Source organism: Photobacterium angustum (assembly GCF_002954615.1).
Taxonomy (GTDB): Bacteria; Pseudomonadota; Gammaproteobacteria; order Enterobacterales; family Vibrionaceae; genus Photobacterium; species Photobacterium angustum_A.
Genome location: NZ_MSCJ01000001.1, coordinates 2,649,836 through 2,676,520, shown reverse-complemented (window position 1 = coordinate 2,676,520; position 26,685 = coordinate 2,649,836). Strand labels below are relative to the sequence as shown.

The 26,685-nt window shown below is 43.0% G+C and carries 30 protein-coding genes; 21 read left to right on the top strand and 9 right to left on the bottom strand.

The window, feature by feature from the left end:
- Positions 1–63 precede the first annotated feature (63 nt).
- Genes astA through BTO08_RS12135 form a run of 3 tightly spaced genes read left to right on the top strand, consistent with a single transcriptional unit; the run spans position 64 to position 3,400 of the window.
- Positions 64–1,080: an arginine N-succinyltransferase gene (astA, locus tag BTO08_RS12145; RefSeq protein WP_105061096.1), complete on the top strand. Its 1,017-nt coding sequence runs from the start codon at positions 64–66 to the stop codon at positions 1,078–1,080.
- A 29-nt stretch (positions 1,081–1,109) separates the two neighbouring features.
- On the top strand, positions 1,110–2,567 hold the full coding sequence (astD, locus tag BTO08_RS12140; RefSeq protein WP_105061095.1) for a succinylglutamate-semialdehyde dehydrogenase: 1,458 nt from the start codon (positions 1,110–1,112) through the stop codon (positions 2,565–2,567).
- 44 nt (positions 2,568–2,611) lie between these two features.
- Entirely contained in the window at positions 2,612–3,400 is a 789-nt protein-coding gene (locus BTO08_RS12135) for a DUF1338 domain-containing protein (protein ID WP_105061094.1), read from the top strand.
- Positions 3,401–3,455: 55 nt separating this feature from the next.
- Here the strand turns inward: BTO08_RS12135 and BTO08_RS12130 are convergent, their stop codons facing one another.
- Positions 3,456–3,638 (bottom strand): hypothetical protein, encoded by a 183-nt coding sequence (locus BTO08_RS12130; protein ID WP_005371804.1) that lies wholly within the window; start codon positions 3,636–3,638, stop codon positions 3,456–3,458.
- Between the two features lie 297 nt (positions 3,639–3,935).
- Between BTO08_RS12130 and BTO08_RS12125 the strand changes: the two genes are divergently transcribed.
- Positions 3,936–4,757, top strand: coding sequence for a DUF3859 domain-containing protein (locus tag BTO08_RS12125; RefSeq protein WP_105061093.1), 822 nt, complete (start codon positions 3,936–3,938; stop codon positions 4,755–4,757).
- Between the two features lie 58 nt (positions 4,758–4,815).
- On the opposite strand, the gene crp is transcribed toward BTO08_RS12125, so the two are convergent.
- Entirely contained in the window at positions 4,816–5,448 is a 633-nt protein-coding gene (gene crp, locus BTO08_RS12120) for a cAMP-activated global transcriptional regulator CRP (protein WP_005371802.1), read from the bottom strand.
- A gap of 382 nt (positions 5,449–5,830) precedes the next feature.
- On the opposite strand from crp, the gene BTO08_RS12115 reads away from it, so the two are divergent.
- Entirely contained in the window at positions 5,831–6,235 is a 405-nt protein-coding gene (locus BTO08_RS12115) for an OsmC family protein (RefSeq protein ID WP_005371801.1), read from the top strand.
- A 70-nt stretch (positions 6,236–6,305) separates the two neighbouring features.
- Here the strand turns inward: BTO08_RS12115 and BTO08_RS12110 are convergent, their stop codons facing one another.
- The 4 genes from BTO08_RS12110 to BTO08_RS12095 all read right to left on the bottom strand — a co-directional run bounded on the left by BTO08_RS12110 (position 6,306) and on the right by BTO08_RS12095 (position 10,020).
- Positions 6,306–7,175, bottom strand: a complete 870-nt coding sequence (locus tag BTO08_RS12110) for a phosphoribulokinase (protein ID WP_005371800.1) — start codon at positions 7,173–7,175, stop codon at positions 6,306–6,308.
- Between the two features lie 181 nt (positions 7,176–7,356).
- Positions 7,357–7,572 carry a YheU family protein gene (locus BTO08_RS12105; RefSeq protein WP_005371799.1) on the bottom strand — a complete coding sequence of 72 codons (216 nt, stop codon included), beginning with the start codon at positions 7,570–7,572 and terminating at the stop codon, positions 7,357–7,359.
- Between the two features lie 60 nt (positions 7,573–7,632).
- Positions 7,633–8,604 (bottom strand): hydrolase, encoded by a 972-nt coding sequence (locus BTO08_RS12100; RefSeq protein WP_045130380.1) that lies wholly within the window; start codon positions 8,602–8,604, stop codon positions 7,633–7,635.
- A gap of 12 nt (positions 8,605–8,616) precedes the next feature.
- A complete protein-coding gene (locus BTO08_RS12095; protein ID WP_105061092.1) occupies positions 8,617–10,020 on the bottom strand; it encodes a PLP-dependent aminotransferase family protein in 1,404 nt (467 codons plus the stop codon).
- A gap of 178 nt (positions 10,021–10,198) precedes the next feature.
- Between BTO08_RS12095 and BTO08_RS12090 the strand changes: the two genes are divergently transcribed.
- Positions 10,199–10,798: a LysE family translocator gene (locus BTO08_RS12090; RefSeq protein WP_105061091.1), complete on the top strand. Its 600-nt coding sequence runs from the start codon at positions 10,199–10,201 to the stop codon at positions 10,796–10,798.
- Between the two features lie 79 nt (positions 10,799–10,877).
- Here BTO08_RS12090 and BTO08_RS12085 read toward each other — a convergent pair whose 3' ends face one another.
- Positions 10,878–12,800 (bottom strand): ABC transporter ATP-binding protein, encoded by a 1,923-nt coding sequence (locus tag BTO08_RS12085; protein WP_105061090.1) that lies wholly within the window; start codon positions 12,798–12,800, stop codon positions 10,878–10,880.
- A 229-nt stretch (positions 12,801–13,029) separates the two neighbouring features.
- Here BTO08_RS12085 and kefG point away from each other — a divergent pair, with 229 nt between their 5' ends.
- From kefG to slyD, 4 genes are all read left to right on the top strand, one after another.
- The gene (gene kefG, locus BTO08_RS12080) at positions 13,030–13,620 is read left to right on the top strand and encodes a glutathione-regulated potassium-efflux system ancillary protein KefG (RefSeq protein WP_105061089.1); all 591 of its coding nucleotides are present in this window, start codon (positions 13,030–13,032) and stop codon (positions 13,618–13,620) included.
- Positions 13,610–15,415, top strand: a complete 1,806-nt coding sequence (gene kefB / locus BTO08_RS12075; protein ID WP_105061088.1) for a glutathione-regulated potassium-efflux system protein KefB — start codon at positions 13,610–13,612, stop codon at positions 15,413–15,415. The genes kefG and kefB overlap by 11 nt, the downstream gene beginning before the upstream one ends.
- A gap of 35 nt (positions 15,416–15,450) precedes the next feature.
- Positions 15,451–15,660, top strand: a complete 210-nt coding sequence (locus BTO08_RS12070; RefSeq protein ID WP_005371784.1) for a YheV family putative zinc ribbon protein — start codon at positions 15,451–15,453, stop codon at positions 15,658–15,660.
- Positions 15,661–15,742: 82 nt separating this feature from the next.
- Positions 15,743–16,306: a peptidylprolyl isomerase gene (gene slyD, locus BTO08_RS12065; RefSeq protein ID WP_005371781.1), complete on the top strand. Its 564-nt coding sequence runs from the start codon at positions 15,743–15,745 to the stop codon at positions 16,304–16,306.
- Positions 16,307–16,379: 73 nt separating this feature from the next.
- On the opposite strand, the gene BTO08_RS12060 is transcribed toward slyD, so the two are convergent.
- Both BTO08_RS12060 and BTO08_RS12055 read right to left on the bottom strand, forming a co-directional pair.
- On the bottom strand, positions 16,380–16,601 hold the full coding sequence (locus tag BTO08_RS12060; protein WP_005371779.1) for a SlyX family protein: 222 nt from the start codon (positions 16,599–16,601) through the stop codon (positions 16,380–16,382).
- An 8-nt stretch (positions 16,602–16,609) separates the two neighbouring features.
- Positions 16,610–17,587 (bottom strand): WD40 repeat domain-containing protein, encoded by a 978-nt coding sequence (locus BTO08_RS12055; RefSeq protein WP_105061087.1) that lies wholly within the window; start codon positions 17,585–17,587, stop codon positions 16,610–16,612.
- Positions 17,588–17,778: 191 nt separating this feature from the next.
- Between BTO08_RS12055 and fkpA the strand changes: the two genes are divergently transcribed.
- From fkpA to rplC, 11 genes are all read left to right on the top strand, one after another.
- On the top strand, positions 17,779–18,633 hold the full coding sequence (fkpA, locus tag BTO08_RS12050) for an FKBP-type peptidyl-prolyl cis-trans isomerase (protein WP_105061086.1): 855 nt from the start codon (positions 17,779–17,781) through the stop codon (positions 18,631–18,633).
- 184 nt (positions 18,634–18,817) lie between these two features.
- The gene (locus BTO08_RS12045) at positions 18,818–19,540 is read left to right on the top strand and encodes a helix-turn-helix transcriptional regulator (RefSeq protein ID WP_005371773.1); all 723 of its coding nucleotides are present in this window, start codon (positions 18,818–18,820) and stop codon (positions 19,538–19,540) included.
- Positions 19,537–19,929: a sulfurtransferase complex subunit TusD gene (gene tusD, locus BTO08_RS12040; protein ID WP_105061085.1), complete on the top strand. Its 393-nt coding sequence runs from the start codon at positions 19,537–19,539 to the stop codon at positions 19,927–19,929. Before BTO08_RS12045 ends, tusD begins: the two co-directional genes overlap by 4 nt.
- Before the next feature lie 10 nt (positions 19,930–19,939).
- A complete protein-coding gene (gene tusC / locus BTO08_RS12035) occupies positions 19,940–20,296 on the top strand; it encodes a sulfurtransferase complex subunit TusC (RefSeq protein ID WP_005371769.1) in 357 nt (118 codons plus the stop codon).
- Positions 20,297–20,303: 7 nt separating this feature from the next.
- On the top strand, positions 20,304–20,597 hold the full coding sequence (tusB, locus tag BTO08_RS12030; protein WP_105061084.1) for a sulfurtransferase complex subunit TusB: 294 nt from the start codon (positions 20,304–20,306) through the stop codon (positions 20,595–20,597).
- 176 nt (positions 20,598–20,773) lie between these two features.
- Positions 20,774–21,148 (top strand): 30S ribosomal protein S12, encoded by a 375-nt coding sequence (gene rpsL, locus BTO08_RS12025; protein ID WP_004399892.1) that lies wholly within the window; start codon positions 20,774–20,776, stop codon positions 21,146–21,148.
- Positions 21,149–21,243: 95 nt separating this feature from the next.
- On the top strand, positions 21,244–21,714 hold the full coding sequence (gene rpsG / locus BTO08_RS12020; protein WP_005371760.1) for a 30S ribosomal protein S7: 471 nt from the start codon (positions 21,244–21,246) through the stop codon (positions 21,712–21,714).
- A gap of 89 nt (positions 21,715–21,803) precedes the next feature.
- Positions 21,804–23,909 (top strand): elongation factor G, encoded by a 2,106-nt coding sequence (fusA, locus tag BTO08_RS12015; protein ID WP_105061083.1) that lies wholly within the window; start codon positions 21,804–21,806, stop codon positions 23,907–23,909.
- A 100-nt stretch (positions 23,910–24,009) separates the two neighbouring features.
- Positions 24,010–25,194: an elongation factor Tu gene (tuf, locus tag BTO08_RS12010; RefSeq protein WP_105061082.1), complete on the top strand. Its 1,185-nt coding sequence runs from the start codon at positions 24,010–24,012 to the stop codon at positions 25,192–25,194.
- A 520-nt stretch (positions 25,195–25,714) separates the two neighbouring features.
- A complete protein-coding gene (rpsJ, locus tag BTO08_RS12005) occupies positions 25,715–26,026 on the top strand; it encodes a 30S ribosomal protein S10 (protein ID WP_002541412.1) in 312 nt (103 codons plus the stop codon).
- A 14-nt stretch (positions 26,027–26,040) separates the two neighbouring features.
- Positions 26,041–26,670, top strand: a complete 630-nt coding sequence (gene rplC, locus BTO08_RS12000) for a 50S ribosomal protein L3 (protein ID WP_005370913.1) — start codon at positions 26,041–26,043, stop codon at positions 26,668–26,670.
- Positions 26,671–26,685 lie beyond the last annotated feature (15 nt).

Here is a 26,685-nt window from a genome sequence, read left to right as displayed (position 1 = left end):
AAGACTTATTGTTATCCATCTAGTTAGTGGCAATAGTCACTACCTGCATCAGGAGGGAAGTCGATGCTGGTCATTCGTCCTATCATCGCTGATGATTATTCTGCACTCATGCAGTGCGCTGAAGAATCAGGTCATGGTTTTACTTCATTACCTGTTAACGAAGAAATGCTTCGTAACCGCATTGCTCATTCAGAGCGCAGCTTTGCCAAACATGTCGTTCGCCCTGAGGATGAAGGCTACCTGATGGTCGCTGAAGATACAGATACCGGCGAGATAGCAGGTACTACTGCCATTGAAGCGGCGATTGGCTTAGAAGCCCCTTTTTATAACTATCATCTAAGTACTGTGGTTCATGCCTCGCGCCGATTAGGGGTACACAATACCGTACAGTTACTGACATTAGGTAATCACTACACCGGTGATACCGAGCTTTGCACATTATTTTTACGTACACCATGGCGTGAAGGTTTAAATGGTCGCCTATTGTCTAAAGCGCGCTTTTTAATGATGGCAGAGCATCGCCATCGTTTCGCTGATGTGGTATTTGCCGAAATGCGCGGTGTTTCCGATGAAGAAGGGAACTCACCTTTTTGGCAATGGTTAAAAGATAACTTTTTCTCGATTGATTTTATTCATGCTGACTATCTAACGGGTATCGGAGCAAAAGGCTTTATTGCGGACTTAATGCCTAAACTTCCGATATACGTCAATTTACTGAGCAAAGAAGCCCAAGCGGTCATCGGTCAAGTTCATGACAATACGCGTCCTGCATTACGCTTGCTAGAAAATGAAGGTTTTTCATGCCGTGGCTATGTCGATATTTTTGATGCAGGCCCTACGGTTGAATGTGATGTACGTAATGTTGAAACTGTTCGTCATTCAAAACGTTATATCGTTGAAATTAACGATCATCAAAGTGAACAGCAGTGCCTAGTGGCGAATACATCATTTACTGATTTTCGTGCTGTTGCGAGCCCACTGGAAATCAATGATAAAGCGCAAACCGTGGTTATGACGCAAGAGGTCGCTGATACTCTCATGGTTAATACCGGTGAGCCTGTGCGCTTTATTGAGCTGTAAAACTACGAATACAAAGAGGGGAGAGAAGTATGAGTCAATGGATTGCGGGTCAATGGGTCGATGGTTTAGGTGATGAGATAACATCGCTCAACCCCTTTACTGATGAAGTGATTTGGCAAGGCCGAGCCGCGACAAGCGAGCAAGTCTCGCAAGCGGTGAATGCTGCGCGTGCAGCGTTACTTCAATGGCGTCATACTTCCCTTGTTGAGCGCCAAGCCATCGTGGAACAATTTGCCGAGTTGGTGAAGGAGAATAGTGAAAATATTGCCATTACGATAGCAGAAGAAACGGGTAAACCGTTATGGGAGACTCGAACAGAAGCAGGAGCAATGGTAGGGAAAGTGGCGATTTCTTTACGTGCTTATCATGAACGGACAGGCCAACGCGAAAAAGATATCGCAGGTACGACAGCGATTGTACGTCATCGACCATTAGGGGTGATGGCTGTATTTGGGCCCTATAATTTCCCCGGTCATTTACCCAATGGCCACATCGTACCCGCATTGCTTGCAGGTAATACGGTGGTATTCAAACCTTCTGAATTAACGCCTAAAACGGCTGAAGTTGTAATGAAACTCTGGCAACAAGCAGGATTACCTGATGGGGTTATTAATCTTGTGCAGGGAGCTCGCCCAACCGGAGAGGCACTCGCCGCTTCAAAAGATATTGATGGTTTATTATTTACGGGCAGTGCTAATACTGGGCATATTCTGCATCGCCAATTTGCAGGTCAACCGGGCAAGATGCTGGCATTAGAAATGGGGGGGAATAACCCTATGGTGATCTCCAATGCTTATGGTGATCTCAATGCTACCGTTTATACCATTTTACAATCTGCTTTTATCAGCGCAGGACAACGTTGTACTTGTGCTCGCCGACTATACTTACCCTTGGGTAGCGAAGGGGATACGTTGTTGGCAGCTTTAGTGGAAGCAACCAAAGCTATTGTTGTCGATGGACCATTTGCCGAGCCTGCACCGTTTATGGGGCCTCAAATATCCCGTCAAGCAGCAGACAATATTGTGCAAACTCAGCGACAATTAGTATCGCTTGGTGGCGAAGTATTGGTAGAGGCAAAGCGCGGACAAGGTGCGGTGGTTACACCAGGGATCATTGATGTTACGAATATCGAAAATTTACCCGATGAAGAATATTTTGGCCCATTATTGCAGGTAGTGCGTTATCAAGATCTCGCTCAAGCCGTCTGTCTTGCGAACGACACCCGTTATGGCTTATCAGCTGGGCTTGTATCAACCGATGATAGTGAATGGCAATATTTTATTGATCATATTCGCGCGGGGATTGTAAATCGTAATCGCCAGTTAACGGGAGCGAGTGGAGATGCACCGTTTGGTGGCCCAGGAGCATCTGGTAATTTACGCCCAAGTGCTTACTACGCTGCTGATTATTGTGCTTACCCAATGGCATCAATGGAAGGTGAGTCAACATGCTTACCTGAGCAGTTATCTCCGGGTATTTCACTCTGAGATTAATAAGTTCACTGTATTATTTACAGTAAGGATTGTGCAGCATGGAACAACTATTTACCGCGTTATGGCAAGATTATACTCAGCGATTATGTCCTTCAGCGCTGAATATTCGGCAATTGCTTACCGAAGATGCGCCACTTAGAAATGATCATATTGCGTTGCGTACCTTTGCCTTACCTAAATGTGGTTTAGCAAGATTAGCGGCTCCATTTATTGCGGTAGGTTATAAACCCAAAGGTCGATACCATTTCAAAGCGAAAAAGTTATATGCAGAGCATTTTGAACACCCCGATCCTGCTGCGCCTAAAGTATTTATTAGTGAACTGCAATTAGGATTATGTTCAACAGAGTTGCAAACAGAAGTACGGCAGCTTGTCGATCAAGTTGATGATGACTATTTTGCCAATCCTGCTTTTCTCTCTCAAGGTAAACCATGGCAATTAAGTCGCGATAGTTATCAGCTTTTAAATGCAGAAAGTGAATATGCAGGATGGGTAGCAGCACATGGTTTTGGTGCCAATCATTTTACTGTTGATATTAATCAGCTTGAGCAATTTAATGAAATTTCTGAAGTGAACCATTTTCTTGAATCGAGTGGTTTTGATATTAATCAGGCAGGCGGTGCGGTAAAAGGCGATCCTACTGTGATGCTAGAGCAATCAGCAACCATGGCTGATAAAGTCATGGTCACGTTTTCTGATGGTGAGATGCTGGTCTCTGGTGGGTTTTATGAGTTTGCTAAACGTTATTTGCAGCCTGATGGTGAGATTTATAGCGGGTTTGTTGAAGCTTCGGCTGATAAGATCTTTGAGAGTACTTATAACTCTTGAATGATGTAAGCGATGCATTAAAAAAGCAGCCATTTGGCTGCTTTTTTTGAATCTGTTAATTGTCGAGGGGGGATCCCCAAATACCACTGTCTTCAGCAGGACAGCGACGTAAACCTGTCTGCTGTTCTAAATAACAACGACGGTCACTAAAGCCTGTCATCTCAATAGTTGTAGGTTGAGGAGCGATAGCGCCAGGTACAGTGGTGTAGCTATTCGGGGCAAAACGTTCAATATCCATATTCCATTACCGCGAGAAAAAGAAAGTCCATTCATACGCAGAATGTAGCACTTAATTTGAGCAATACAAATTAATTGTTCTCATAAAAGACACAAAGTTTGAATGGGATTGATGAATTATTTGTTAAAGCATTACTCATTCCTTTTAGCGATTTTATTTTGCATGTAATTGCTAATTTGTGATCTTATCGGTACATCAAAAATGTCACATTGCTTTATTATCTAATGCTTTGTTTTAGTTAGAAAGTTATCAATAAGTATTTCTTTCTTCAATGCTTTTGGATTAGGTGGAAGTAATATGAATCTTAGATGGATCACAATAGTAGGGCTGTTATTGTTAGCATTGACCGGATGTAGTTCTTTATCTTCAGTGGATAACAATGTACCTAAGGTGACGATTTCAGAAGGTGGTGTGATCACCCAAAATGGGGCTGTTTATACGGTAAAGGCAAGTACTAAATTAGTGACCCCGAAACTTGGGCAATATATCGGGTTTCGTTATGCAATAGAGATCCCTGATGGCGCCAGTGATGAGATGAAATCAAAAACGGCATTTCCTATTACAGCGCGTATGACGCATCCTAAACTGATAAACCCAGCAACGAAGCAAGCAACGACGGTATCAACATGGTCCGATACCATGTACAAACACGATAAAAACTTGGCGCTTTGGCAGTTTTCAGAACCTTATGAATTAGTCAGTGGTTCTTGGGTATTTGAATTGCTGTATAAAGATCAGGTCGTTGCTAAACGTGAGTTTACGGTCGCTAATCATGAGCAGTTAAATCAATCTTTAAAAAACACTTTTGAAACTGCATTCATGCTGAATAGTACTCGTTCATGGTTAGGTCAAAATGGTGATGCGCTTGTTTGTGATAAAGCTAAATCTAAACGTTGCTTGCAGTTTAGTTCTACTGAGGAGTGTAACCAAACCTTAAGTCGCTATAACAGCATGTGCCAGCAGATAGCGCTTAAACAAATGGGGCGTGGTGATGAAATTATTTCTGCGAAAGAAGAGATGAAAGAGTATGTTAGCTACTTTTTTTACTGCATGCATAGCGCCAGAATTAACGAAGCAAAGCTTGATAAAAAGCAGGTTCATACTTGTTTGAAAGGGTAAGAAAATGAAAAAAGCCGCAACAGTGTGCGGCTTTTTGTACGGCTAAAGACGTTAAAAATTAACGCGTACCGTAAACAACAATCGTCTTACCGTGAGCAGAAATTAAGTTCTGCTCTTCAAGCATTTTCAGAATACGACCCACTGTTTCACGAGAACAGCCAACAATTTGACCGATTTCTTGACGAGTGATCTTAATCTGCATGCCATCAGGGTGCGTCATTGCATCTGGTTGTTTTGCAAGATTTAGCAATGTCTGTGCGATACGACCTGTAACGTCTAAGAATGCTAAATCACCTACTTTCTGGCTTGTCACTTGTAGGCGACTTGCCATTTGAGCAGATAAGCGCATCAGAATATCAGGGTTAACCTGAATTAACTGACGGAATTTTTTGAATGAAATTTCTGCTACTTCACAAGGACTTTTCGCACGAACCCAAGCAGTACGCTCTTGATCTTCTTCGAATAAGCCAAGCTCACCAATAAAGTCACCTTGGTTTAGGTAAGAAAGGATCATCTCCTTACCTTCTTCATCCTTGATTAGTACAGCAACAGAACCCTTCACAATGTAGTACAACGTTTCTGCTTTCTCACCTGCGTGGATCAGCGTACTTTTCGATGGGTACTTGTGAATATGACAATGGGAAAGAAACCACTCTAAAGTTGGATCTGTTTGCGGTTTACCTGGAACCATATTACTAACTTCCTCTGCATTTGTTGCCCAACAGCATTGGTCTCTTTTCTTCTAAGTTTTATCATGAGAAAAAAAACTGCCTACTGACAGGGTATCCATTCAGCCGCTGGGCTGCAAGCTAACTTGAATAAGTTAGAGTGTATCCTTTTTCTACGCCTTTTTCTTGATATTGATCTAGTAGATTCGTTCATTTCATATGGATAACTGTGCACAGGATCACAATGCGGCGAGATAATTTTAAGCAGTGTGATAAGTAAAGATTATTACGACGATTTTTAGAGAGGAAAAAAGTTGTTATTAATGCGGAGAATTAGGATTTACATTCATTATTATATCAATAAAACTAGAGACAATTATTGGGCGTTTGAATAAGGATTAAGCGATGCAGTCCCGAGTAAAATGGGTAGAAGATATGACCTTTTTAGGTCAATCAAGCTCTGGTCACAGTGTAGTCATGGATGGTAATGGAGGGGATAAAGCCCCAAGTGCGATGGAATTGGTATTAATGGCGGCGGGAGGGTGTAGCTCAGTAGATGTTGTCAGTGCTTTACAATCCCAGGTGCAAAATATTGTGGGTTGTGAAGTTCTTATTTCAGCAGAGCGTCGAGAGCAAGCTCCACGTTTATTTACCACAGCCAATTTGCATTTTATCGTTTCAGGTTTTGATTTAAATGAAACCTTAGTGGCTAACAGCATTGCTGATTCTTTAGAGAAATATTGCTCTGTATGCTTGATGATTGGTGAAAAGGTTAAGTTGACTCATTCGTATGAAATCATCACTGCCTAATATTGATTGAGATGAAAAAGGTTGGTGTTTACGCCAACCTTTTTTCTATTCATTTTGGTTTTGTGCTGACTTAACTGATTTTCCCCGTATTAATCAGTTTCTCGATAAGTGGACGCATGATCAATTCCATTGCAAAGCTCATTTTTCCGCCAGGGACGACAAGCGTGTTATGACGTGACATAAATGAGCCTTGGATCATAGAAAGTAAATACGGAAAATCGACATTATTTAAACCGCGGAATCGAATCACAACAAAGCTTTCATCCAAGCTTGGGATCCCTTTGGCACTCACAGGGTTTGAGGTATCAACGGTTGGTACACGTTGAAAGTTGATATGCGTACGTGAAAATTGCGGGGTTAAATAATTTAAGTAATCGTCCATTGATCGAACGATAGACTCCATCACCGCTTCGCGAGAATGCCCTCGATCTCTCGTGTCACGAACAATTTTTTGGATCCACTCCAAGTTAACAATGGGTACCATGCCAATTAGAAGATCAACATGTTGTGCGACATGGATCTCGCCATCGACAACCCCACCATGTAAACCTTCATAAAAGAGTAAATCGGTGTTTTCTGCTAATTGTTGCCACGGAGTAAAGGTTCCGGGCATTTGGTTGTAGGGCACAGCTTCGTCAAACGTGTGTAGATAACGGCGAAAGCGACCTGTGCCATCTTCACCATATTGTTTGAAAAATTGCTCTAATTGGGCAAAGTCATTGGCTTCTGAGCCAAAATAGCTGATGTGTCGACCTTGCTCTTTAGCTTTGCGGATCTCAGTGTCCATTTCAGGGCGGGTATAGCGATGGAAGCTATCGCCTTCTAGCCATGCCGCATTAATGTTCATCATATTGAACATCTTTCGGAATGCTTCAGAAGTCGTCGTGGTTCCTGCTCCTGATGAACCAGTAACTGCAATAATAGGATGTTTTGCAGACATGACTAACCTTGTCGTTGTTGATTATCGAAAGATAAATGATAAAGCAGGCAATAATAAAATTGCCAGATAGGGCGACAATGCTACTACAAGTTAACAAGGATGTCGGGATTGAAAAGTGAAACTGCTAGCGGAGGCAAGTTTTGAGTCGTAACTCTCTAAGCACGACTCACATTAATAAAACTTATTGCAACTGATTGCGTAATTTTATGTCGACAGATTCATGTAATTCAGAAAATACAATCACAGCATCACCGGATTTCAATTGCTGCATTACGTAATTCACTTTGTTTTCTAAGCTCATTTCAACTTCTCCGTAATCAGTGCCTTCACGAAGCACAAATTGTTCAATCAGGTTAGTCAGTGTTTCTGGGGCGATATCTTGCCAAGGAATGATCATTTTATGTCTCGTCGACTGCGTTACTGATATGCGCAGTATATGATAAAAATATCACTAGCCCTATTGAGGAGTGGTGAGTTTGGTTTTAAACCATGTTGGAACGCTGTGTTCGAGCCAAAACGTCGGTTTAAAAATAGAACCACTAACGAACCCAACATGGCCACCTTTTTCATATAAGTTGTAGTCGATATTATCCGGCAATGGTTGTGATGGGATCACCGATTCGGTCATGAACGGATCGTCTTTGGCATGGATAATTCGCAGTGGTGTGCTGATCAAGTTGAGCTGTTGAAGGCCACTACAACGTTGATAATAATCGTCAGCATCAATAAAACCATGGAGAGGGGCGGTAATGTGCTGATCAAATTGCCATACCGTATTTATCGCCTCTAATTGCTGGTGGGTGATGGGCATTTTGTCTTGATGAAGTGTTATTCGTTTTGCCATTGTGCGTTTCATCGAACTGAGTAAATATTGCTGATAGATCTTAGAAAAGCCTTGTTGGATACGTGCCGAGCATGAGGCTAAATTTAATGGGGGAGACACCGCTTGAGCGGCAACGAGATCACTGTCATCACCATATTTTGCCAGGTAGTTAATCAGCATGTTGCCGCCAAGGGATACTCCCACTGCGATAAAAGGCCGTTGGGGGAATTGCTCACGTAACCATGTAATGAAAAAGCGTGCATCATTGACTTCACCTGAGTGATAGCCTCTAGGTTGACGATTTAGTTCACCGCTGCATCCTCTAAAATGCATCATTACCCCAAGCCAACCTTGTTGTTTTGCAGCATACAATAGTCCATTGGCATACGGACTATGGAAGCTACCTTCTAAACCATGAAATAGGATCATTAATGGTTTGCTATCGTCGGTAGGAGATTCTGTCCAAGCGAGATCAAGAAAGTCATCATCAGGCGTGGTCAGTCGCTGTGTCACTGGTGTAAATAGTGGCTGGCGACGAACAAATCGCGGTAATAAGGTTTGAATATGTGGATTTTGTAATCCTGATGCTGGCGTAAATTGAGACATGAATATCCTCTGTTACAGCGAAAAATGGGATAAAGGGGGGTGGCGTAATAACTCAGCAATGGTTTTTAAGCCAAAGATCAATTGCTGCTGATTTAACGGCGAGCTAATGGCGAGTCGTACTGCTGGTTGAATATGATTACCTCTGGGAGTAAATAATTCTGCTGATTTAACTATGACCCCACGAGCTGTTGTTGCTGCCATAAAATCACTTAAGCGCCAGTCTTCTGGTAATTGCAGCCAAACATGAAAACTATAAGTCTGGGTTGTAATGGCAAACTCACCAAGGTATTGCTGTACCAATAATTGCCGTTGTTGTATTTCAGTACGGACGGTCGTTAATACCCGATCGGCATCACCTTGAACAATTAATTCACAAGCGATAGCAGAGAGCAGTGGGCTGATCATTAAGCTGTGGTTATAGAGTGCTGCACTTAGGTGTTGCTGCCACTGTTTCGGCACTTGGATGTAACCTAAGCGAAGTCCTGGTGCGAGGCATTTTGATAACCCTCCGATGTGGATTACATGTTCAGGTGCTAGGTTGATTAAAGGCGGTGGCGGTGAGGGCGGCAGTAATCCGTTGACGTCATCTTCCGCAATTAACACATTATGCTCACGACACACGCTAATCACTTCTTCACGACGAGAGAGCGGCATTGTTACCGAAGTTGGGTTTTGCTGGGTTGGTGTTAAATATATTAGCCGTGGTTGGTAGAGTTCACAGGCCGATGCGAGACTTGCAGGGATCACCCCATCTTCATCCATCTCAACACTTTTTAGGGTAATACCATGTTGACGAGCAAGGGTTAGAAAGCCGGGATAGCAAAATTGTTCGACTAACACGGTATCACCAGCACGACAGAAAATACTCAGCAATAATTCCGCAGCATGTTGTGCGCCTGAGGTGAAATACATCTGCTCTGATGAAACATCAATACCTTTCTGATTTAGCCATTGGCAAACGATATGACGATGATTATCGATCCCTTGCGGTGGCTGATACAGCATCATGTCATTTAATTGCGAGGGATTGGCACTAATTTTTGCCATGGCGTTGCTTATCATCTCACTGCGATCAAATCGCGGAGGAATGTTATAGCCGAAATTACATTCTTCAGTCTGTAATTCTTCTAATTGATAGATCCAGTGATGGTTTTTATTGTTATCACAGACATACGTCCCAGCCCCAATACGCGCTTCGACAAGATGACGTCGTTCCGCTTCTGCATAAGCACGTGTCACTGTACCGACGGTAACCTGTAATTGATCGGCAAGTGCGCGGTGTGTGGGGAGTTTCTCCCCAATTGCGATGTCACCTTGCTCGATAGCTCGTGCAATTCCATCTGCAATTTGACGATAAAGTGGTTCTTTAGTTCTAGCGATAAGTTGGATATTTAATAACTTCTTCTCGATTGTCATGGTGACAATAAATCCTTTGATCTTAATAACTTCCCTTGTTAGGTTAAATTGTGCGCACAAAACAACCGTATTGCCAGAGATTTTTTATGTTGTCGCGAAATAACTGAAATTGTATCGGTACAATTTCGTGGGGGATGATCTGGATAGTTTTATTTCTATTATTTATTAAGGAAAGTGTGTGGAAGGATCAGCAATCATTTCAGTTATTTTATTTGCCATATTAATGACAGGCACGCCGGGGCCTAACAACATGATGGTGACCGCCTCTGGAGCGAACTTTGGTTATTGGCGTAGTGTTCCGCATATTACGGGGATCAGTGTGGGTATGGCGAGCATGATCAGTTTACTGGCGGCAGGGCTCGGCATTATTTTTGAACGTTATCCTATGGTTCACGAGGTATTAAAAGTTGTTGGGTGTACGTACTTATTGTATTTAGCATGGAAAATAGCCACCGCTGGCAGCATGAGTAAAACGGAGCAAAAAGTGAAGGCGAAACCGATGAGTATATTCTCTGCTGCTCTGTTTCAATACGTTAATCCTAAAGCATGGATGATGTCAGCAACGGCAGTAAGCACCTTCGCCGTTAGCGGGGAGCATTATTGGTTATCGATATTAATAATTGTAACGGTATTTTTCGTGGTGGGGTTTGCTTGCGTTTCGCTATGGACTGCAACTGGGGTAGTGATACGTCATTGGCTAACATCAGAACGTCGCACGGTTTGGTTTAATCAGACGATGGGAGCGCTAACGGCTGCGTGCGTGGTGATGATTTGGTAAGTGGTTGTCCTATGTTCTAGATAACTGAAAATAACAACGCCAACGAAGTGCTCGTTGGCGTTGTAGGTGTTAGGCGATATTATTCGGCACTAAATTGAGATTCCATCTCTTCTAATTGCTCTTGTAACTCCATCCAAGCAACTTCAACATCTTCCAAATCCGATTTTGCATCACCTTGCAGTTTTAATTGCTCGTTCATACGGACTTTGTTCTCGGCCTCATAAATACTGCTATCGCTTAATGCGGTTTCAGCATCGGTGATAATGGCATTGAGTTTGTCCATCTGTTTTTCAAGCTTGGTGATTTCTTTACGAATAGGGGCTGTTTGTTTACGGAACTCTGCCTCTAGACGTTTTTGCTCTTTACGCGATGCCGCGCTGTTATCTTTGTTGGTTTCAGGTTTTGTTGCTTGTTGATCACGGCGATCATTACGTTGTTGCTCGGTAAGCCATTTGTGATAATCATTTAAATCACCATCAAATGGTACGACTTGGCGATCATGCACTAAATATAAGTCATCGGTTGTTGCACGCAGTAAGTAACGGTCGTGACTGACAATAACCATTGCACCTTCATAAGATTGCAGTGCCAACGTCAGTGCTTGGCGCATATCTAAATCAAGGTGGTTGGTTGGCTCATCGAGCAGCAATAGGTTAGGGCGTTGCCAGACAATAAGAGCCAGTACTAAACGGGCTTTCTCACCGCCAGAAAACGGACCGACTTTTTCAAGCGCTTTATCACCAATAAAACCAAAACTACCCAAATAATCACGGAGTTGTTGCTCGGTTGCTTGTGGCGCAATACGTGCCATATGCTGAACTGGGGTATCATCAAGGTACAAGGTTTCTAATTGGTGCTGGGCAAAGTAACCAATTTTAACCCCCTGCGAATACGCCATATCACCGGCTTTCGCTGGTAAATCACCCGATAGCATTTTTATCAGGGTCGATTTACCGGCACCATTTCGACCAAGTAGGCCAATACGACTACCAGGAACAAGATTCAGGCGAATTTTTTCTAAAATCAGTAAGTCGTCATAACCAGCGGCAACCTGATCCATCATTAAGATTGGGTTCGGCAGAGCACTTGGCTCGCGGAATTCAAAACTGAATGGGTTATCAAACTGAGCCGGTAACACTTTTTCCATGCGTTCGAGGGCTTTAATACGACTTTGCGCTTGGCGTGCTTTACTGGCCTTGTAACGGAAACGTTCAATATATGACTGCATGTGCGTCATTTGTTTTTGCTGTTTCTGGTACATTGCTTGTTGTAGTACTAGCTTTTCGGCGCGTTGTACTTCAAACGACGAATAGTTACCGGTGTAACTGTGCATGGTTTGATTTTCAATATGGATAATGCGGTTAACCACAGGATCTAAGAAATCGCGGTCATGGGAAATTAACACCAAAGTACCACGGTAGCTTTGGAGCCATTTTTCCAGCCACATTACTGCATCTAAATCTAAGTGGTTAGTTGGCTCATCGAGTAGTAGTAGATCAGAGCGGCATAATAGCGCTTGAGCAAGGTTAAGACGCATACGCCAACCACCCGAAAATTGGGTTAGGTTCCATTGCATTTGATGCTGTGAAAAGCCTAGGCCGTCAAGTAATTCTGCCGCGCGGGCATTGATACTATAGCCACCAATGGTGTCCATTTTACCGTGAAGCTCTGCGACTTTAGTACCATCATCAGCTTGTTCTGCGGCAAGGAGTTGGCGTTCAAGTTCACGGTATTCACGGTCGCCATCAATGACATATTCAATAGCTGCGCGCTCTAACGCAGGTGTCTCCTGAGCAACCCATGCCATTTCCCAGTTACTCGGAAATTGGCAGTTGCCAGCATCTAAGCTGAGCTCATTTTTCAGTAAAGCGAACAGGGTCGATTTACCACAACCGTTTTTACCGACAAGACCGACTTTGTCGCCCGGGTGGATCGTTGAAGTGGCGTTTTCAAGTAATACTTTGCCACCACGTAGAAGTTGGATATCTGAAAAGATAATCATCAATATTGCCGGGGTCTTGCCCGCTCCACTAAATAAACTGGACTTATGGGCGGAAGTCTAACTCAAACAGCGCAGAGTGGCTAACATCTCTCTATTGCTTTAGGTTACGTTTTGCTGAACAAATGATAAACAAAAGATCATGTTTGTTAACAATTAGGTATGATGGAATAATACTGAGCAAGTACTTATTGTTGCACATGATGAATATGAACGATTGTAAAAGGATGTTATGACACGACAAAACTTACCATCAATTCTCATTATTTTTGCTCATCCTGATCCTGATGAGTCCGTTGCTAATAGCGCAATGTTGCAAGACATTGAGCTATTAGGTCACGTTACTGTGCATGATTTATATGCCACGTACCCCGATTTCTTTATCGATGTTGTCGCAGAGCATGAGCTGATCGCGAGTCACGACATCATTATTTTCCAGCATCCGCTCTATATGTATTCCTGCCCATCATTGTTGAAAGAGTGGTTTGATAGAGTGTTAAGCAAAGGTTTCGCTCACGGTGACGGTAATGAAACCGTGGGTAAATATTGGCGCTCGGTGATCACGACTGGCGGTGGAGCAGAAGCTTATAGTCCGGATGGTTATAACCGTTATGGTATTGATACCATTTTAAAGCCATTTGAAATTTGTGCTGATCTTTGCCAAATGCATTGGTTACCGCCACTTATCTTGCACTGGGCAAGACGCGTCACGCAGGATGAATTAAACCAACATGCACGCGCATACCAATCATGGTTAGCGAACCCTTTGATTATTGAGCCTCGAATTAGCTTAACGAAGAAGGAGACCAACAATGACCAATGATTTCCTTGTTCTAAGTGTGGTTTTTTTGGCCGCAGCTATTATTGCCGTCCCTTTGGCGCAAAAGCTTGGCTTAGGTTCAGTGTTAGGCTATTTGATTGCGGGTATTGCCATTGGCCCTTGGGGCTTAGGCTTGATCTCCGATGTTGATGCTATCCTCCATTTCTCTGAATTTGGCGTTGTGTTGTTACTGTTTCTGATTGGTTTAGAGCTTAATCCGAAAACACTGTGGCAAATGCGTAAACCCATTTTAGGGTTAGGTGGTGGGCAGGTGGTGATCACTAGTGGGGTTATTGCCGTAGTGGTTATGAGCTTTAATGGATTTTTACCTTCGTTGACGTGGCGCGATTCAGCCGTGATTGGCATGGGGCTGGCGTTATCTTCAACAGCCATTGCACTACGTGTGATAGAAGAGCAGCAATTATCAGGAAGTGAAACTGGGCAATCGGGTTTTGCGGTACTGCTATTTCAAGATATAGCAGTGATCCCAATGCTTGCCTTACTCCCAGCTCTCGCTGGCGGTAAAGGGGGGAGTTGGAATGATGCGTTCTGGATGTTAGGTGGTATCGCCGTATTACTTGTCGGTGGGCATTTTTTACTTCGTCCACTGTTTCGTTATGTGGTGATGAGTGGTGTTCGTGAATTGTTTAATGTTGCGGCATTACTGTTAGTGCTTGGTATTGCATTGATTATGCAGGCGCTTGGATTATCCATGGCTTTAGGGGCATTCTTAGCGGGGGTGCTATTAGCTGAGAGCGAATATCGCCATGAATTAGAAATTGCGATAGAGCCGTTTAAAGGATTATTACTGGGGCTGTTTTTTATCTCAGTGGGTATGGCGGTAAATATTGGGTTACTGTGGCAATATCCATTACAGATTTTAGCCGCGGTATTAGCGTTAATCGCAGTAAAAGGAATCGTGCTCTATCTTTTAGCTCGGATATTCGGCGTAAGAGAAAAGTCACGTAGTCAGATGGCGGCGATTTTAAGTCAGGGTGGTGAGTTTGCGTTTGTCCTGTTTACGGCCGCTCGTGCTGAAGGTTTACTCGATGCGCAATTATTAGCTTTTTTGCTGGTGGTTGTAAGTATATCAATGATGACAACACCGCTCGTATTAACGCTTCAAAAGCGTTGGTTTGTACGAAGCTTCAAAGCGAGTGAGCAACCGGAGCCAGAGTCGGATATTGTTGACCGCGCACCTCGTGTCATCATTACGGGTTTTGGACGCTTTGGACAAGTTATAGGACGATTACTGTTTGCTAATAAGATTAAAGTAACCGTACTTGAACGAGATCCGAGCCAAATCCAATTTTTACGCAAGTTCGGTTATAAAGTTTTTTACGGTGATGCTACTCAGTTAGATTTGCTACGTGCAGCAGGGGCGGATAATGCGGAAGCAATTATTATCTGTACTGACGCACCGACAGAGGTAATGGAAGTGGTGGCTATTTGCCAACAACACTTCCCGCACTTAAAAATATTAGCGCGAGCGAGAAGTCGTGTTGAAGCACATCAATTACTAGGTCAAGGCGTTGAATGTTTTTCACGTGAAACTTTTGCTGGTGCTCTTGATTTAGGTCGCCAAGCCCTCATATCTCTAGGTATGCATCCGTATAAAGCGAAACGTGCTGAGGCACATTTTCGTAAAATAGATACACAAGCATTACGGGATCTATTGCCGCAACATAGTGAAGAAGTCAATTTAGCTTCTCGACAAAAAGAAGCCCGTAAAGAGTTAGAAGAAATTTTCGATCGTGAGATGCGAGGCGAGGAAGAACGCCATCATGGTTGGGATTAAGCTAACGCTTGTGTAATGATCAAGGAAAGAGCAGGATGATAAAAAAACGATTTATCGCAGGGGCTGCATGCCCTAGTTGTCAAACCATCGATACTTTACGCTGGTGGCAGCAAGATGATGTTGAATATGTCGAGTGTGTGGCTTGTGATCATTCAGATACACGGGTGCCACAATCGGTACAAGAAAGTGAACAACTTTCGTCAACGACCAAACAACAAGTGATAGGTGTTTTTAAACCTGACTAATACGGTATTAGCATCATTGCCATATTATCCTGTATGATGTCGCGCAAAACTTATCACCCCAAGCTCAAATTTTGGAGTAAACATGAAAGTCGCTAAAGACACAGTAGTAAGCCTAGCTTACCAAGTGAAAACTGAAGATGGTGTAGTTGTAGATCAGTCAACAGTTGAAGCTCCACTTGATTACCTTCACGGTCACAACAATCTAATTCCTGGCCTTGAAGCAGCGCTTGAAGGTCATGTAGCTGGCGACAAGTTCGAAGTAACTGTTGCTCCTGCTGACGCTTACGGCGAGCACATGGATGAAATGGTTCAACGTGTTCCTGCAAACGTATTCCAAGGTGTTGATGAAATTACTGTTGGTATGCGTTTCCTAGCAGATACAGATCAAGGTCCAATCCCTGTTGAAGTAACTGAAGTTGATGGCGATCACGTAGTTGTTGACGGTAATCACATGCTTGCTGGTCAGACTCTAGGTTTTGACGTTGAAGTTGTAGCAGTACGTGCAGCGACTGAAGAAGAAATTGCACACGGTCACCTACATCAAGGTGGTGGTTGTTGTGGCGGCGAAGGCGGTTGTGGCGATCACGGTGACAGTGACGAAGGTTGCTGTGGTGGCGAAGAGAAAGGCGGTTGCTGCTCTCACTAATATCATTTGATGATATCAATAAAAAAGGAAGCTTAGGCTTCCTTTTTTGTTTTCATTTTTTAGTCAAACACGATTAATAGTGTGGCGGCGGAGTTTCTTCCGACTCGCTAGCCATATTTGGTGCTTGCATACCTTTTACTTTACCCACTAAAAATCTCATCTGAACTTCCATGCGGTCAATCATGAACTGTTGCTTGGTAAGGGCATCATTAAGATCATCAATAGTTTGCTCTTGAAAGGCTTGTTTCATTTCAAGTTCATCAATACGGTGTTGTAATTGTTCAATCTCAGTCATGGTCGTTTTCAATCGGTTGACCAGGCTTGGGCAAATCCAGATGATGATCCAGAGATGACGTTACCTGTTGGGCTAATAGCGACATCATACACCACTGCTGTAGCGGGTCGAGTATCTTGCTGAGGTTCAGCCTTCCAACTCCCGATATTTTTCCCATCTGATGTTTGCCATAGTTCCACTCGGCGTGAGGGAGTGCCGGTTGCTATCATTGATCCGTCGTCAGAAAAACGTGCACTGGAAAGGGTTTGTTGGCGAAGGGTAATGTCTAGCTCTGATACTTTCTTGCCGTTGGTTAAATCCCAAATAAAGACATCATTGGTGCCATCGGCAGTCAGAGCAAATTTTCCATCTCGTTGTAGTGCGACTCGAGTAATGCGACTTTTATGAGGGAAATGATACAAGATTTGTCCTGTTCGGGTATCCCATAAATAGCCATTATGATCATTGCCGCCGGATAGAGCGTAACGGCCATTAGGAGAGAGAGCGACACTATTCACTTTCTCTTTGTGTGCTAAAAACTCAAGTCTTCTTCCTGTGCTAATATTGATAAACAAGGCCTTACCATTACTTAGCGCTAATAAGATGTCGTCGCCATTATTGGCAATAGCGACATCTCTAATGGTAGCGTCATCAATAGACCATAAACCTTGAGCTTGGGACCAGCCAAGATCCCAAATAGCAAAATTTTGTGCTGTTGCCGTGATAGCAAAACGTTTATTGTCAGAAATATGGCTACTTACCACCGTACTGTGATGTTGATCTTGAGAACCAAAATCAGCTAACTTTTTGTTTTGATGTAAGTCCCATAGCGCGATACCTTGTTCGACTGCACTAACTATTGCAAAACGACCATCTCGGCTAAGGCTAAAACTGGTTGCACCTTGTGGGGCTAATTGCCAGCGTTGGACTTCTGAGCCAGAAAAGAAACAACCACTCAGGGTCAAAGTGGATAAAAATAAACAAAATGAAAAAAAAGTTTTATACATTAAGCTCTTGTTCCGCTTGCATAGGGTAACTAGTAGAGTAAATTAGTCTGATTAAATAACTGAACTGACTTGCTTTTTACAGTTACTTAATCAAATGCTAGTAGTATATTGTTATAACTTTATTTTCATACTCATTCTAAAAAGTACAGTTAAAAAATGAGGCATTGCCTCACTGACTGATGGAGAAATACATGAAACCTGTTCTAAAGATGTCTGTATTGGCAGCAACAATTTTCCTCGCTGTTGGTTGTCAGGATGACAATAAAGCAGACACCAATAAGCCTGCAGAGCCTGCGAAAGTAGAGCAGGTTGCTGCTAAGACTCCAGCAGCTGATGCTAAAGTTGAATTTAAAACTGAAGATCAAAAAGCAGCTTATGCAATTGGTGCGTCACTGGCGCAATACCTATCTGCTAACCTTGATCAGCAAAAAGAGTTGGGTCTAGACCTAAACCGTCAAGACGTACTTCAAGGTGTTGAAGATGTATTTGCGGGTAAGAGTCGTTTAACGCAAGAGCAAACCCAACAAGCGCTTCAAGAGCTTGACCAGCGTGTAGCTAAAATTGTTGAAGAAAAAGCAAAAGCTGAAGCTGAGAAAAACGTAAAAGCCGGTGAAGAATTCCGTACTAAGTTCTCGAAAGAAGCGGGGGTTGTAACAACTAAAACGGGCTTAATGTACAAGATTGAAAAAGAAGGTACAGGTCCAAAACCAACAGCAACCGATACAGTTGAAGTTCATTACAAAGGCATGCTAACTGACGGTACTGTATTTGACAGTTCTTACCAGCGTAATCAACCTGCTACTTTCCCTCTAAATCAAGTAATCCCTGGTTGGACTGAAGGTGTTCAGCTAATGCCTGTAGGTTCTAAGTTTGAGTTTGTTATTCCGCCACAACTTGCTTACGGCGCACAAGCAAACCCAAGTATTCCTGCTAACTCAACATTGGTATTCCAAGTTGAACTACTAGGTATTAAAGGTGATAAAACTGCAAAACCTGCAGCGGCACCAGCTGAAAAACCAGCAGCTACAGAGACAAAAACACAATAATTGAGCAATATTTACCAATAAATATGCTGAGAAATATCAAGACCCGACTTATGTCGGGTCTTTTCTTTTTAATTATCTGATAAACTTACTAGCAATATTTTAAATTTTATTGATTCTATTTAATACATAAGCTGAATGTATAAGTCGTATTAATAGTATTGATTGCAACATGGAAGATTGAAAAGTGGTTTCAACTGATAACTTTGGTTCAGAGGTGATGGTCGACAGTGATATCGTCGATAGCCGAATCTTCTCTGAGCATGATTATATTATTCTTCGCTCTTATGAAGCCGTTGTTGATGGTTTAGCAGCGTTAATTGGTCCTTTTTGTGAAATCGTGCTCCATTCATTAGCCGATCTCAACACCTCTGCGATTAAGATTGCTAACGGAGAAAATACCGGCCGTAAAGTTGGCTCGCCAATCACAGATCTTGCATTACGCATGCTACGTGATATTGAAGGTTCTGAGCGCAATTTTTCTCGTGCTTATTTCACCCGTGCTAAAGGTGGTGACTTAATGAAGTCAATCACGATTGCCATTCGTAACGGTGAAAATAATATCATTGGCCTGCTGTGTATAAACGTTAATTTAGATGCCCCTTTCTCTCAAATTTTGCAGTCGTTTATGCCAACAGATGAAGCAAAACAAGCGGCATCAACGGTTAATTTTGCCAGCGATGTTGATGAGCTCGTTGATCAGACGGTTGAACGTACCATCGAAGAAATTAATGCGGATAAGAACGTATCAAATAATGCCAAAAATCGCCAAATCGTGATGGAACTGTTTGATAAAGGTATTTTCGATATTAAAGATGCGATTAATCGTGTTGCAGATCGTCTAAATATCTCCAAACACACCGTGTATCTGTATATTCGCCAGCGAAAAACCGAGGATGGTGAGAAGTGAGTTTAACTTTCGCTATCGTGGTTAATGGCCCTGCATACGGAAACCAAACATCGCGTTCAGCTTATCAATTTGCAAATGCATTAATTGAAGAAGGACACGTATTACAACGCGTGTTTTTTTATCAAGATGGCGTGTTAAATGGCTCTGCATTAACGGCACCAGCATCCGATGAATTTGATCTTGTGGCGGCATGGCAAGCATTAGCTAAAACGCATAATGTTGAATTGCAAACCTGTGTTGCAGCCGCATTGCGTCGCGGTATTGTCAGTGAACAAGAAGCAGAGCAAAACCAATTATCTGCTGTCAATCTTGCAGATGGCTTTGAACAGGCAGGGCTTGGTGGTCTTGCTGAAGTCATGTTAACTGCAGATCGCGTCATACAATTTTAGTGGTATAGATATGAATTCACTGGGCTTTATCTTTAGAACTTCACCACATGGCAACAATAGTGGGCGAGAAGGGCTAGATGCTGTATTGGCAAGTTCAGCTTATACTGAAGAGTTGTCACTGTATTTTATTGATGATGGCGTATTTCAGTTATTAAAACAGCAGCAGCCACAAGCAATTTTAAGTCGAGATTATATTGCGACATTTAAGATGCTTGAACTTTATGATGTTGAAAATATTTATGTGAATGCAGAATCACTCCGTGCGCGCGGACTAACAACAGATGATTTGATCATCGATGTGATTGTTTGTGAACAAGCACAATTGATAGAAAAAATGCATCAATGTCGACAACTTCTTACATTTTGAGGTCGTAATGCTTCATACCGTTACTCGCTCACCTTATCAAAGCCAATCTTTGGCTCAATGTTTAGCATATGTTGCCGCTGGTGATGAAATATTGCTGTTAGAAGACGCTGTGATCGCCGGTTTAGTAAAAAATAATTATTTAAATGTAATAAAAAATATTGGTGTAAAAATTTATTTACTTGAGGCTGATCTCATTGCACGTGGGTTGCAAGGTAAATGTGATGAATATCTTAATGTTGTTGATTATAAAGGCTTTGTTTCGTTAATGGTGAAGCATGAACAGCATATGAAATGGGCTTAAATAAGTATGATATAAGCCTTAAAAGTGATAAAAAACGGATTGTTTAAGAAATGATCATTTGATTGATCGTTGGTTAGATCTTGACACCCTAGGGTGCGATGCCTAAAATTTCGCGTCCTCCTGTTGTTGGGAGGCAGATTTTTCACCTTACGAAAGTAATATTCAGGAGCTATTTAATGGCAACTATTAACCAGTTGGTACGTAAGCCACGTGCTAAGCAAGTTGTAAAAAGCAACGTGCCAGCACTAGAAGCGTGCCCACAGAAACGTGGTGTATGTACTCGTGTTTACACTACTACACCTAAAAAACCGAACTCAGCATTACGTAAAGTATGTCGTGTTCGTCTAACAAACGGTTTCGAAGTAACATCATACATCGGCGGTGAAGGTCACAACCTTCAGGAGCACTCAGTTGTTCTTATCCGCGGTGGTCGTGTTAAAGACTTACCGGGTGTTCGTTACCACACTGTTCGTGGTGCACTTGACTGTGCAGGCGTTAATGACCGTAAACAAGGTCGTTCTAAGTACGGTGTGAAGCGTCCTAAGTCTTAATGGATTCCGTTAAGTAAGGCCAAACACTAAAATTATTTAATTTTGAAGAAACTGAAAAGTTTTGGATAACCTGAAGAAGACAACGGAGATAATCCATGCCACGTCGTCGCGTAATCGGTCAGCGTAAGATCCTTCCAGATCCTAAATTCAAATCAGAATTGCTGGCAAAATTCGTTAACATCCTAATGGTTGACGGTAAAAAATCTACTGCAGAAAAAATTGTTTACTCTGCACTAGAAACTATGGCTGAGCGTTCTGGTGAAGAACACCTAGCTGTATTCGAAAAAGCTCTTGAAAATGTACGTCCAGCGGTAGAAGTTAAATCTCGCCGTGTGGGTGGTTCAACTTACCAGGTGCCTGTAGAAGTACGTCCAGTACGTCGTAATGCACTAGCTATGCGTTGGTTAGTTGAAGCTGCGCGTAAGCGTGGTGAAAAATCTATGGCTCAGCGTCTAGCAGGCGAAATGCTTGATGCGGCTGACAACAAAGGTTCTGCTGTTAAGAAACGTGAAGACGTTCACCGTATGGCAGATGCGAACAAAGCGTTCGCACATTACCGCTGGTAATATAGCTGGTAATACCGCTTGGGCACGGCAGGTCTTCCTGCTGTGCCTAAACCATATTCTAAGGTTCACCTTAGTAAGAGGATACAACCGTGGCACGCAAAACGCCTATCGAGCGCTACCGTAATATTGGTATCTGTGCTCACGTTGACGCCGGTAAAACAACAACGACCGAGCGCATCCTGTTTTACACAGGCCTATCTCATAAGATTGGTGAAGTACACGACGGCGCTGCTACTATGGATTGGATGGAGCAGGAGCAAGAACGTGGCATCACGATCACCTCTGCTGCAACAACCACCTTTTGGCGCGGTATGGACAAGCAGTTCGACGAGCACCGAATCAACATCATTGATACTCCTGGACACGTAGACTTCACCATTGAAGTTGAACGTTCACTACGTGTATTAGATGGTGCTGTTGTTGTGTTCTGTGGTTCTTCAGGTGTAGAGCCTCAGTCAGAGACTGTATGGCGTCAAGCTGATAGATACGAAGTACCACGCATGGTTTTCGTTAACAAGATGGACCGTACTGGTGCCGATTTCCTTCGCGTTATCGAGCAAATCAAAACCCGTCTTGGCGCAAACCCAGTACCTATTCAACTGAATATTGGTGCTGAAGATGAATTTAAAGGTGTAATTGACCTGATCAAAATGAAGGCCATTAACTGGTCAGAAGCTGATCAAGGGACTAGTTTTACCTATGAAGACATTCCTGCTGATTTATTAGAAGAAGCAGAAGAATGGCGCATGAATTTAGTTGAGTCTGCCGCTGAAGCGAACGACGAACTAATGGATAAATACCTTGAAGAAGGCGAACTGACTGAAGCTGAAATTAAAGCTGGTCTTCGTCAACGTACACTCAACAACGAAATCGTACTCGCGACTTGTGGTTCTGCATTCAAGAACAAAGGTGTTCAAGCGGTACTTGATGCGGTTGTTGACTTCCTTCCTTCACCAACAGAAGTAAAAGCAATTACTGGTGAAGATGAAAACGGTAATCCTGTTGAACGTCATTCAGATGACAACGAACCTTTTGCTGCGCTTGCGTTCAAAATTGCAACAGACCCGTTTGTAGGTACGTTAACTTTCATGCGTGTTTATTCTGGTGTTGTAAATTCAGGTGATACTGTATTTAACAGCATTAAAGAGAAACGTGAACGTTTAGGTCGCATTGTTCAAATGCATGCGAATAAGCGTGAAGAGGTCAAAGAAGTGCGTGCTGGCGATATCGCTGCCGCCATTGGTCTTAAATTTGCGACAACAGGTGACACCCTGTGTGATCAAAATCATAAAGTGATTCTTGAGCGCATGGACTTCCCTGAACCAGTAATTCAGATCGTTGTTGAGCCTCGTTCAACAGCCGATCAGGATAAGATGGCAATCGCGCTAGAAAAACTAGCGATGGAAGATCCATCTTTCCGAGTAGAAATTGATAATGAATCAGGCCAGACACTAATCTCTGGTATGGGTGAACTTCACCTTGATATCATTGTTGATCGAATGAAACGTGAATTTAGCGTTGACTGTAATGTGGGTAACCCACAAGTTGCTTACCGTGAAAGTATTCGTGGTACAACGGAAGTCGAAGGTAAATTCATTCGCCAAGCTGGTGAAACAGGTGGACGTAACCAATATGGTCACGTTTGCTTACGATTAGAACCAACAGAGCCTGGTGAAGGTTTCGTATTCGTAGATGAAATCGTGAATGGTAGCGTGCCGAAAGAGTATATCACGGCGGCTGCGACTGGTATCGAAGAACAAATGAAGAGTGGTGTGCTTGCTGGCTACCCAATGGTAGATGTTAAAGCAACTCTGTTCGACGGTTCATTCCACGAAACTGATTCTAACGATATTGCATTTAAAATCGCAGGTTCAATGGCATTAAGACAAGGTGCGCTACAAGCAACCCCTGTATTGCTTGAGCCTATGATGAAAGTTGAAATTACCACGCCGGAAGATTGGATGGGTGATGTTGTTGGCGATCTTAACCGTCGTCGCGGCATGATCGAAGGTATGGACGAAGGCAACGCGGGTATTAAAATTATTCGTGCACAAGTTCCATTATCTGCAATGTTTGGCTATGCAACTGATTTGCGTTCAGCAACACAAGGCCGTGCGTCTTATTCTATGGAATTTAGCGAGTACGCTGAAATGCCAAAGAATGTTACTGACAAAATTATTGCAGAACGTAACTAATTTCATTATTGCGTCTATCGCTATTGACGCATAAAATACAAACTTCAGAGCCGTCCCCGACCTAGTAGGGGGCGTATCTTAACTAGGAAGGAACACAATTGTGTCTAAAGAAAAATTTGAACGCGTAAAACCGCACGTAAACGTTGGTACTATCGGTCACGTTGACCACGGTAAAACAACTCTAACTGCTGCTATCTGTACTACACTTGCAAAAGTGTACGGTGGTGTTGCTAAAGACTTCGCATCTATCGATAACGCTCCTGAAGAGCGCGAGCGTGGTATCACAATCTCAACTTCTCACGTTGAGTACGATACTCCAACTCGTCACTACGCACACGTTGACTGTCCTGGACACGCCGATTATGTTAAAAACATGATCACTGGTGCTGCTCAAATGGACGGCGGTATCCTAGTTGTTGCTGCAACTGACGGCCCAATGCCACAAACACGTGAGCACATCCTACTTGGTCGCCAGGTTGGTATTCCTTACATCATCGTATTCATGAACAAGTGTGACATGGTTGATGATGAAGAACTACTTGAGCTAGTTGAGATGGAAGTTCGTGAACTTCTTTCTGAGTACGACTTCCCAGGTGATGATTGCCCAGTAATCATGGGTTCTGCTCTAGGCGCTCTAAACGGCGAGAAAGAGTGGGAAGACAAGATTGTTGAACTAGCAGAAGCGCTAGATTCATACATTCCTGAGCCAGAGCGTGCTATCGATCTACCATTCATTCTTCCAATCGAAGATGTATTCTCAATCCAAGGCCGTGGTACTGTTGTAACTGGTCGTGTTGAGCAAGGTATCATCAAAGTTGGTGACGAAGTTGCTATCGTTGGTATCGTAGACACTATTACAACTACTTGTACTGGTGTTGAGATGTTCCGTAAGCTTCTTGACGAAGGCCGTGCTGGTGAGAACGTTGGTGTTCTTCTACGTGGTACTAAGCGTGACGAAGTTCAACGTGGTCAAGTACTTGCTAAGCCAGGTTCAATCACTCCACACACAACTTTCACTTCAGAAATCTATGTTCTTTCTAAAGATGAAGGTGGTCGTCACACTCCTTTCTTCAAAGGTTACCGTCCACAGTTCTACTTCCGTACAACTGACGTAACTGGTACTATCGAGCTACCAGAAGGCGTAGAAATGGTAATGCCTGGTGATAACATCGCTATGACTGTTACTCTAATCGCTCCAATCGCGATGGACGAAGGTCTACGTTTTGCTATCCGTGAAGGTGGCCGTACAGTTGGTGCTGGTGTTGTTGCAACTATCGTTGCTTAATAACATTTAGTACTTACGTACAGAAAAAGGGAGCTTCGGCTCCCTTTTTTATTGCCTAAAAATCACTGACATTTTTCCTATTTATATTACCGTAGCTTGAATGCGCAGAAAGTGTTGGTTGATTATATAGCTCGCGGTGGATTTTATAGGTTTAACAAAGCGAATTTGATATATAAGTATTAGATTAATCTATTGAAAATAAAAGCCTTTATAAATATTTGTGTTTAATAATCAAACAAAGCTTGTTTTCAAAAGTGTGATCTGTATAATGCACCGCACTGCCCGAGAGTTAGTCTTGTAAGCGCAGTTGTGAACCAATAAGCATTGAGGAGAAATCTACTGCAGGCTATGCCGGGTTTATTTCATAATGAATACTCTGACTTATGTTCGCAGTCATTAAATTGACTGACAATGCATCCGATAGGGATGCTACGTTCACATAAATCAATCGACATTCCCTCGTCTTTACGAGCGTGAGTGGCGATATTGTTTGTGTAATTTTTATTTGGAGCTCTGTCTAATGCAGAACCAACGTATTCGTATCCGCTTAAAGGCGTTCGATCACCGTTTGATCGATCAGTCAACTGCGGAAATCGTTGAAACAGCTAAGCGTACTGGCGCACAGGTTAAGGGTCCAATCCCTCTTCCTACTCGCAAAGAGCGCTTCACTGTTCTTATTTCTCCTCACGTTAATAAGGACGCACGTGATCAGTACGAAATCCGTACTCACAAGCGCCTTATCGACATCGTTGAGCCTACAGACAAAACTGTTGATGCTCTTATGCGTCTAGATCTAGCTGCTGGCGTTGACGTACAGATCAGCCTAGGTTAAGGGGAGATAAGAGAATGATTGGTCTAATCGGTCGTAAAGTGGGCATGACCCGCATCTTTACCGAAGATGGCATTTCTATTCCAGTTACTGTTGTTGAAGTTGAAAACAACCGCGTTACTCAGGTTAAATCTGTAGAAACTGACGGTTACAACGCTATTCAAGTAACAGCTGGAACTAAGAAAGCTAGCCGCGTATCTAAGCCAGAAGCAGGTCACTTTGCGAAAGCAGGTGTTGAAGCTGGTCGCGGTCTTTGGGAATTCCGTCTAGAAAACAGTGAAGAGTTTGCAGTTGGCGCTGAGCTAAATGTTGAACTATTCAACGATATTAAAAAAGTAGACGTTACTGGTACATCTAAAGGTAAGGGTTTCCAAGGTGCTGTTAAGCGCTGGAACTTCCGTACTCAAGATATGACCCATGGTAACTCCTTGTCTCACCGTGCTCCGGGTTCAATTGGCCAATGTCAAACTCCAGGTCGCGTATTTAAAGGCAAGAAAATGGCTGGTCACATGGGTGCTGAGCGTGTAACGACTCAAAACCTAGAGATCGTACGTGTTGACGCTGAGCGCAATCTGCTTCTTATTAAAGGTGCAGTACCGGGCTCAACAGGCGGCAACGTGATCGTTAAACCAGCTGTTAAAGCGTAACGTCGAGGAGTTAGT

Bases quoted from the DNA above. Each gene is read 5' to 3' on its own strand.
- astA (WP_105061096.1), top strand. From the start codon at position 64: ATGCTGGTCATTCGTCCTATCATCGCTGATGATTATTCTGCACTCATG.
- astD (WP_105061095.1), top strand. From the start codon at position 1,110: ATGAGTCAATGGATTGCGGGTCAATGGGTCGATGGTTTAGGTGATGAG.
- BTO08_RS12135 (WP_105061094.1), top strand. From the start codon at position 2,612: ATGGAACAACTATTTACCGCGTTATGGCAAGATTATACTCAGCGATTA.
- BTO08_RS12130 (WP_005371804.1), bottom strand. From the start codon at position 3,638: ATGGATATTGAACGTTTTGCCCCGAATAGCTACACCACTGTACCTGGC.
- BTO08_RS12125 (WP_105061093.1), top strand. From the start codon at position 3,936: ATGAATCTTAGATGGATCACAATAGTAGGGCTGTTATTGTTAGCATTG.
- crp (WP_005371802.1), bottom strand. From the start codon at position 5,448: ATGGTTCCAGGTAAACCGCAAACAGATCCAACTTTAGAGTGGTTTCTT.
- BTO08_RS12115 (WP_005371801.1), top strand. From the start codon at position 5,831: ATGCAGTCCCGAGTAAAATGGGTAGAAGATATGACCTTTTTAGGTCAA.
- BTO08_RS12110 (WP_005371800.1), bottom strand. From the start codon at position 7,175: ATGTCTGCAAAACATCCTATTATTGCAGTTACTGGTTCATCAGGAGCA.
- BTO08_RS12105 (WP_005371799.1), bottom strand. From the start codon at position 7,572: ATGATCATTCCTTGGCAAGATATCGCCCCAGAAACACTGACTAACCTG.
- BTO08_RS12100 (WP_045130380.1), bottom strand. From the start codon at position 8,604: ATGTCTCAATTTACGCCAGCATCAGGATTACAAAATCCACATATTCAA.
- BTO08_RS12095 (WP_105061092.1), bottom strand. From the start codon at position 10,020: ATGACAATCGAGAAGAAGTTATTAAATATCCAACTTATCGCTAGAACT.
- BTO08_RS12085 (WP_105061090.1), bottom strand. From the start codon at position 12,800: ATGATTATCTTTTCAGATATCCAACTTCTACGTGGTGGCAAAGTATTA.
- kefG (WP_105061089.1), top strand. From the start codon at position 13,030: ATGACACGACAAAACTTACCATCAATTCTCATTATTTTTGCTCATCCT.
- kefB (WP_105061088.1), top strand. From the start codon at position 13,610: ATGACCAATGATTTCCTTGTTCTAAGTGTGGTTTTTTTGGCCGCAGCT.
- BTO08_RS12070 (WP_005371784.1), top strand. From the start codon at position 15,451: ATGATAAAAAAACGATTTATCGCAGGGGCTGCATGCCCTAGTTGTCAA.
- slyD (WP_005371781.1), top strand. From the start codon at position 15,743: ATGAAAGTCGCTAAAGACACAGTAGTAAGCCTAGCTTACCAAGTGAAA.
- BTO08_RS12060 (WP_005371779.1), bottom strand. From the start codon at position 16,601: ATGACTGAGATTGAACAATTACAACACCGTATTGATGAACTTGAAATG.
- BTO08_RS12055 (WP_105061087.1), bottom strand. From the start codon at position 17,587: ATGTATAAAACTTTTTTTTCATTTTGTTTATTTTTATCCACTTTGACC.
- fkpA (WP_105061086.1), top strand. From the start codon at position 17,779: ATGAAACCTGTTCTAAAGATGTCTGTATTGGCAGCAACAATTTTCCTC.
- tusC (WP_005371769.1), top strand. From the start codon at position 19,940: ATGAATTCACTGGGCTTTATCTTTAGAACTTCACCACATGGCAACAAT.
- tusB (WP_105061084.1), top strand. From the start codon at position 20,304: ATGCTTCATACCGTTACTCGCTCACCTTATCAAAGCCAATCTTTGGCT.
- rpsL (WP_004399892.1), top strand. From the start codon at position 20,774: ATGGCAACTATTAACCAGTTGGTACGTAAGCCACGTGCTAAGCAAGTT.
- rpsG (WP_005371760.1), top strand. From the start codon at position 21,244: ATGCCACGTCGTCGCGTAATCGGTCAGCGTAAGATCCTTCCAGATCCT.
- rpsJ (WP_002541412.1), top strand. From the start codon at position 25,715: ATGCAGAACCAACGTATTCGTATCCGCTTAAAGGCGTTCGATCACCGT.
- rplC (WP_005370913.1), top strand. From the start codon at position 26,041: ATGATTGGTCTAATCGGTCGTAAAGTGGGCATGACCCGCATCTTTACC.